Source organism: Bacillus sp. SG-1 (assembly GCF_000181495.1).
Classification (GTDB): domain Bacteria; phylum Bacillota; class Bacilli; order Bacillales; family Bacillaceae_B; genus Rossellomorea.
Map to the genome: position 1 here is coordinate 1 of NZ_ABCF01000110.1, position 7,066 is coordinate 7,066.

Annotated in this window: 6 protein-coding genes; 3 read left to right on the top strand and 3 right to left on the bottom strand. The window is 44.1% G+C overall.

Features of this window, described 5'->3' with window-relative positions; genetic code table 11:
* Nucleotide 1 precedes the first annotated feature (1 nt).
* Both gatA and gatB read left to right on the top strand, forming a co-directional pair.
* Entirely contained in the window at nucleotides 2-1,423 is a 1,422-nt protein-coding gene (gene gatA / locus BSG1_RS18450) for an Asp-tRNA(Asn)/Glu-tRNA(Gln) amidotransferase subunit GatA (protein WP_006838745.1), read from the top strand.
* Nucleotides 1,424-1,435: 12 nt separating this feature from the next.
* Nucleotides 1,436-2,866, top strand: a complete 1,431-nt coding sequence (gene gatB, locus BSG1_RS18455) for an Asp-tRNA(Asn)/Glu-tRNA(Gln) amidotransferase subunit GatB (RefSeq protein WP_006838746.1) — start codon at nucleotides 1,436-1,438, stop codon at nucleotides 2,864-2,866.
* 124 nt (nucleotides 2,867-2,990) lie between these two features.
* Here gatB and BSG1_RS18460 read toward each other — a convergent pair whose 3' ends face one another.
* The gene (locus BSG1_RS18460; protein ID WP_052302410.1) at nucleotides 2,991-3,842 is read right to left on the bottom strand and encodes an IS3 family transposase; all 852 of its coding nucleotides are present in this window, start codon (nucleotides 3,840-3,842) and stop codon (nucleotides 2,991-2,993) included.
* A gap of 26 nt (nucleotides 3,843-3,868) precedes the next feature.
* Nucleotides 3,869-4,180, bottom strand: coding sequence for a helix-turn-helix domain-containing protein (locus BSG1_RS18465; RefSeq protein WP_198008218.1), 312 nt, complete (start codon nucleotides 4,178-4,180; stop codon nucleotides 3,869-3,871).
* 405 nt (nucleotides 4,181-4,585) lie between these two features.
* On the opposite strand from BSG1_RS18465, the gene BSG1_RS18470 reads away from it, so the two are divergent.
* Nucleotides 4,586-6,259, top strand: coding sequence for a M4 family metallopeptidase (locus BSG1_RS18470; protein ID WP_044023170.1), 1,674 nt, complete (start codon nucleotides 4,586-4,588; stop codon nucleotides 6,257-6,259).
* Nucleotides 6,260-6,581: 322 nt separating this feature from the next.
* On the opposite strand, the gene BSG1_RS18475 is transcribed toward BSG1_RS18470, so the two are convergent.
* Nucleotides 6,582-7,066: biotin transporter BioY (locus tag BSG1_RS18475; RefSeq protein WP_006838749.1), on the bottom strand; the 485-nt coding region annotated here is incomplete at its 5' end.

Sequence of the window (7,066 nt, forward strand, 5' to 3'; positions counted from 1 at the left end):
ACTGATGCAAAAGAAAGAAGTATCTGTCAGCGACTTAGTGGATGAGTCTTACAAAAGAATCGAAGCGGTTGAAGGCAAAGTAAAAGCATTTTTAACGCTGGATGAAGACAACGCACGTACAAAAGCAAAAGAATTGGATAATAAAATCGGGACGGACGAGGCAAAAGGCCTGCTGTTCGGTATGCCAATTGGTGTCAAAGATAATATTGTGACAAAAGGACTTCGTACTACATGTGCGAGTAAAATCCTTGAAAATTTCAACCCGATTTATGATGCAACAGTAGTGAACAAGCTCCGTGAAGCTGAGACGGTAACGATCGGAAAGTTGAACATGGATGAGTTTGCAATGGGATCTTCCACGGAAAACTCAGGTTTCCAGAAAACAAGCAACCCATGGAACCTGGATACAGTTCCGGGCGGTTCTTCAGGTGGTTCGGCAGCTTCTGTTGCAGCAGGAGAAGTTCCATTTTCCCTCGGCTCAGATACGGGTGGATCGATCCGTCAGCCGGCAGCTTTTACAGGAACAGTTGGATTGAAGCCTACATATGGACGCGTTTCCCGTTTCGGTCTTGTGGCATTCGCCTCTTCACTTGACCAGATCGGACCGATTACACGCAATGTTGAAGACAATGCCTACCTTTTACAAGCAATCGCAGGTGTAGACGCGAACGACACAACTTCAGCGGATGTTGAGGTGCCAAACTATGCTGCAGCCCTTACTGGTGACGTAAAAGGCTTAAAAATCGCTGTACCAAAAGAATATCTGGCTGAAGGTGTCGGCGAAGAAGCCCGCCAATCTGTCATGGCAGCATTGAAAGTGCTTGAAAGCATGGGAGCGACGGTGGATGAAGTATCCCTGCCACACTCTAAATACGGAGTAGCTACATACTATATCCTTGCTTCATCTGAAGCTTCATCCAACCTGAGCCGTTTTGACGGAATCCGCTACGGCTACCGTACGCCAAACCCTGAAAACCTGCTTGATCTTTACAAAAAGACACGCGCAGAAGGTTTTGGTGATGAAGTGAAACGACGCATCATGCTTGGAACGTTTGCATTGAGTTCCGGCTACTATGATGCGTATTATAAAAAAGCTCAGCAGGCCCGTACGCTGATCAAAAAAGACTTTGAAGATGTATTTGCAAATTATGATGTCATCATCGGACCTACGACTCCGACTCCGGCATTCAAAATCGGGGAAAAAATCGACGATCCGCTTACAATGTATGCGAATGATATTTTAACCATCCCGGTCAACCTTGCAGGTGTACCAGGGATCTCGGTTCCATGCGGATTCTCTAAAGAAGGGCTTCCACTTGGACTGCAAATCATCGGTAAACACTTTGATGAAAGCACAATTTACCGCGTAGCACATGCTTATGAACAGGCTACAGACTTCCATAAACAAAAACCACAATTGTAAGGGGTGAAATCAATGAATTTTGAAACGATTATCGGACTTGAAGTCCACGTTGAGCTTAAAACAGATTCAAAAATGTTTTCTCCAGCTCCAAACCATTTCGGCGCTGAACCTAACACGAATACTAACGTCATCGACTTAGGATATCCGGGCGTCCTTCCTGTCGTCAATAAGCAAGCAATTGACTTCGGCATGAAGGCGGCAATGGCCCTGAACTGTGAAATTGCGACAGATACCAAGTTTGACCGTAAAAACTACTTCTATCCGGACAACCCGAAAGCTTATCAGATTTCCCAATTTGACCAGCCAATCGGTGAAAACGGCTGGATCGAAATCGAGGTAGACGGTTATAAAAAACGCATTGGCATCACGCGTCTTCACCTTGAAGAAGATGCCGGTAAACTGAACCACTCCGGCGACGGCTATTCACTGGTTGACTATAACCGTCAAGGTACACCGCTGATCGAAATCGTATCAGAGCCTGATCTTCGTACACCGGCTGAAGCATATGCTTACCTTGAAAAATTAAAGTCGATCATCCAATACACAGGTGTATCAGATTGTAAAATGGAAGAAGGTTCACTTCGCTGTGACGCCAACATCTCCCTGCGCCCGATCGGCCAGGAAAAATTCGGTACCAAAGCCGAGCTGAAGAACCTGAACTCCTTCAACTTTGTGCGTAAAGGTCTTGAGCATGAAATCGTGCGCCAGGAGAAAGTCCTTCTATCAGGCGGAATCATCGAGCAGGAAACACGCCGTTTTGATGAAACGACAGGCAAAACGCTTCTAATGCGTGTAAAAGAGGGTTCAGATGACTATCGTTACTTCCCAGAGCCGGATCTTGTCCTTCTTCATATCGATGAAGACTGGAAAGAACGCGTCCGCGCGGAAATCCCTGAACTTCCGGATGCCCGCAAGAAGCGCTATGTAGAAGATATGGGTCTGCCTGCGTATGACGCAATGGTATTGACATTGACGAAGGAAATGTCCGATTACTTCGAAGCAACGGTTGCTGCCGGAGCGGACATCAAGCAAGCGTCCAACTGGCTGATGGGTGAAGTGTCTGCTTACATGAACTCAGAACAAAAAGAGCTGGAAGACCTGCCGATGACACCGGAAGGACTTGCAGGCATGATCAAGCTGACCCAGGATGGCACATTGTCTTCCAAAATGGCGAAAAAAGTCTTCAAAGAGCTTGTTGAAAATGGAGGAGATCCTGCGCAGATCGTTAAAGAAAAAGGATTAGTCCAAATTTCTGACGAAGGCGAACTTCTGAAAATCGTTACTGCAACACTTGATGACAACCCGCAATCCATCGAAGACTTCAAGAACGGAAAAGACCGTGCCCTTGGATTCCTGGTCGGCCAAATCATGAAAAAAACCAAAGGGCAAGCAAACCCGCCAATGGTCAACAAATTGCTTGTTGAAGAAATGAATAAACGTTAATTACTTCCTTGAATGGAACCCCGCCGTGACTGATGCCGGCGGGGTTTTTGCTGTTCACTGGGATTCATTCGGGGCGTGCCAGTGAATCAACCCCCAATAAGTGGACATTTAAAAATACGACACATCAAGCCGTTTTTAGATAGTCTTTAAGGAACTGTTTTGGAGAAACGAATCCAATTTTACTGTGGATTTGTTTCTCGTTGTATCGCTTAATATACTTTAATAAATTTATTTGAAGTATATTTGAATCTTTATTTACAGGATAGAAACAAGGGAATTCAGTCTTCAGCTGAGAGAAAAAGCTTTCTATAACGGCATTATCCCAACAGTTACCCTTCCGGGACATACTAGGGGTGAATTTAAACTCTTTCTTCAAGCTTCGGTACATAAGAGAACGGTATACACTTCCTTGATCACTGTGAATAAGAACGCCTTCAAGGTTCTTTAGCTTTCTTTTCTTTTTGGCAGCTTTGATAGTATCTTCAATCAATTGTTTGTTTGGACTTAACCCTATTTTAAAGGCGATAATTTCTCGGTTAAACAAATCCATAAGGGCTGAAATATATAGCTTTTCACCTCTGTGGATGACTTCAGTCATATCAGTTACCCACTTTTGGTTTGGATGTTGAGCCTCAAAGTCTCTTTCAAGAAGGTTCGGATATACCGTACCAGTTGACTTCCCCTTTGATTCTTCATTTGTCTTTGGCAGTCTCACCACTGCCTTTAAATTGGCTTCCTTCATTAGCCTAGCTACTCTTTTATGGTTAACAATTTGCCCCTTGGCCTTCAAAACTTTTGAAATTCGTTCAGATCCATAAGTCCCTTTCTCGGCTCGATATACTTTCTTAATTGCTTTTAATGTCTCTTTTTCTTCTGAGGATGCAGAACGCTTTGGTCGCTTAAGGTAGGCATAATAACCACTAGGTGACACCTTAAGTACGCGGCATAAAAGTATAACTGGGTATTCCTTTCTCAATGCAGAAATAGCTTCAAATTTCTTGCTTATTCGTTCTCTTTGAGAAAGGCCTGGAACTTTTTTAGGATTTCATTCTCTTGTTCCTTTTCCTTAAGTTTCTTCTCCAATTCGCGAATTCTTTTTAAATCCTTGGAAGACGCTGAGTTAGTAATAGAACGGGAGTTCATCAAACCCTCTTTCCCATTTTCTTTGAACTTGTTCACCCATCTATTTACTGTGTCTCTGTGCAATCCCATCTCCTCTGCCACTACAGCTACAGGTTGATGATTCTCCAAGACATTTTTTACAGCTTCTAGTTTAACTTCGACACTTGTATGTGAACTTGGTTTTTTAGGCATTATTATTTCCCCCATAAATGCATATTTGTCGTATCTTCATGATAACTTATATGTCCATTATAAGGGGGGAGACTACAGGCACCCCCCGGAATTTGTCGAATGATAGATAGGCAGAGCGTTGGATAGTGCGCTTGAAGTCGAGGGTAAGATACCGATTATGCAGCTACGGAACGGAATCACCCAATATAGGCGCTGTGGTTACTTTATAATGTGGTGTTTCAGACGGAATCGCCCAATATAGGTACGACATCCACTTTATAATAGGTTTTTTTCTCGGAATCACTTAATGCGTAATTCATAGCATACTTTATGGTCCTATATACCTATTTAATTACGTACTAGATTCCTTTATAGTTAATAAATAGTTTAAATAGTTAGAAAAATCAGAATGGAGTGATGTTATTGATGAACAAGAAAGTACTGGCCTTAGGATTGACTGCTGGATTAATGATCAGTCCAGCAATATCTTCAACAGCTTTTGCTGCTCCTGATTTAGCGGAGAAAGTGAAATGGAGCGAGAAAGCAGGTACCCCAGAATTTATTTCCGGTAAATTGACAGCCCCTTCCAACTATAATGCAGAAACAATCGTCTATAACTATCTCAATTCCAAAAAGAAAGAATTTAAGTTTACAGGAGACGCCAGGTCTTCTTTTGTGTTGAAAGAAAAGAAGAAGGACAACCTGGGGCTTACATACGTTAAGTTTCAACAGGTTTACAAAGGAACTCTGGTTTACGGTTCAGTGGTGACAGCCCACGTTAATGAAGATGGTGTCCTGACGGCTTTATCAGGTGCAACAAAGCCGGATCTTGATAAAAAAGTAAAAGGTGAACAAAAACTGAAGTCAAAAGAAGCGGTGAGCATCGGGGAAAAAGACCTTGTAAGTACGGTCGGAAGCCAGCCGGATTATGAATATGCACCTATGAGTGAAAAGATCGTATTTGTAAAAGACGGGAAAGCGAATTATGCTTATCTTGTAAACTATAATTTCCTAGCGCCTGAGCCGGGGAACTGGAACTACTTTGTTGATGCAGAAACAGGTGAAATTTTATCCAAGCTGAATGAAATCCATCACGGAAAAGGAAATGGAAATGGAGGAGGACCTGGCGGCGGTGGCGGCGAGCCTACAACGGGGACCAACACAGTTGGAACAGGGAAAGGTGTATTAGGGGACACTAAGTCGATCAATACATTCCTATCTTCTTCCACATACTATCTACAGGATAATACTAGGGGAAGCGGTGTATTCACTTACGATGCTTCGAACCGTACGCGCCTGCCGGGATCACTATGGGGCGATTCCGATAATGTTCTGAATGCTTCCTACGACGGTGCTGCCGTAGATGCGCATGCCTATGCGGGACAAACCTATGATTACTTTAAAAATGTCCATAACCGCAACAGCTATGACGGTAATGGTGCAGCCCTGCAATCAACGGTTCACTATGGCCGCAGTTATAACAATGCATTCTGGAACGGACAGCAAATGGTCTACGGTGATGGAGACGGTACAACGTTTATTCCACTTTCAGGGGCCCTGGATGTAGTGGCCCATGAGCTGACACATGCGGTAACCGATACTTCCGCTGACCTGATCTATCAAAATGAATCGGGAGCCATCAACGAATCTATGTCAGATATTTTCGGAACGTTGGTTGAACACCATGCGAATAATAGTCCTGACTGGTTGGTGGGAGAAGACATCTATACCCCTAATGTAAGCGGGGACGCATTAAGGTCGATGGAAGATCCGACAATGCAGAAGGATCCTGACCACTACTCTGTTCGTTACACAGGGACGGGAGATAATGGCGGCGTTCACATCAACAGCGGAATCGGAAACAAGGCTGCCTATCTATTAAGTGAAGGCGGAACACACTACGGAGTAACAGTAACAGGTATCGGAAAAACCAAAATGGGTGCCATCTACTACCGTGCACTGACTCAATACCTGACACCATCTTCTAACTACAGTCACCTGCGTGCAACGGCAGTCCAATCAGCAACGGACCTGTACGGTGCTGGCAGCTCTGAAGTAGCAAATGTCAACGCAGCGTTTGACGCAGTCGGCGTTTATTAATAGGATTTAACAGAAAGCACCACGCTCTGGATAGGCGTGGTGCTTTTTTCGTTGTATGGCTTACTCGACAAGTGCCAGGCGCATCCCGGAATTTGTCGAAAAGTCGATAGAAAGGGCAAAGTCGTTGATAGAACTCCTGAAGTCGTCGATAGAAACGCCAAATCCGATGATAGGTGTCCAAAAATAGACGATAGACCTTTGATTCCTCACGATGCTTCAGTGCTTCACCGCACTAAGAGGGACTGTCCCTCTTAGTGGTTTAAAGTGTTAAAGCGGAACTCTAACAAAAAATCCGGAAAAAAAGATTTCCGGATGAGAAGAATTATGCAGCTTTTCTATTCAGTGTGGGGCTGTTTTTACGAATAGCGGTAAGGAAACGTGGTGCCACGGCTCCTGCAAATACTGATAAGATAATGTCCTTTGGCAGTGGAGCAAGCATCCAGGCCCAAGCCATTCCATAAGAGAATCCTTCAGGAGCCTCCGCCCATAATTTAAGCGCGGCATACATCCAGTTGGTTCCGAATACATAGTTGACTGCCATCCCGACTAAAGCAGCAATGATGAAGCCTTTTTTGGTGGGATTTTTTTCAGCGATTTTTCCAACGACATAGGCTGCTAGAATGTAAGAAAGAATGAATCCAAATGTTGATTTAAAAATAATTCCTGGTCCCCCAGAAAACTGAGCAAAAACTGGTGCGCCGATAAGTCCTACTAGTGCATACACAGTCATGGAGATGGCTCCAAGCCTGCTGCCGAGGATTAATCCGGCAAGAACACAGAAGAATGTTTGCAGTGTAATCGGTACCC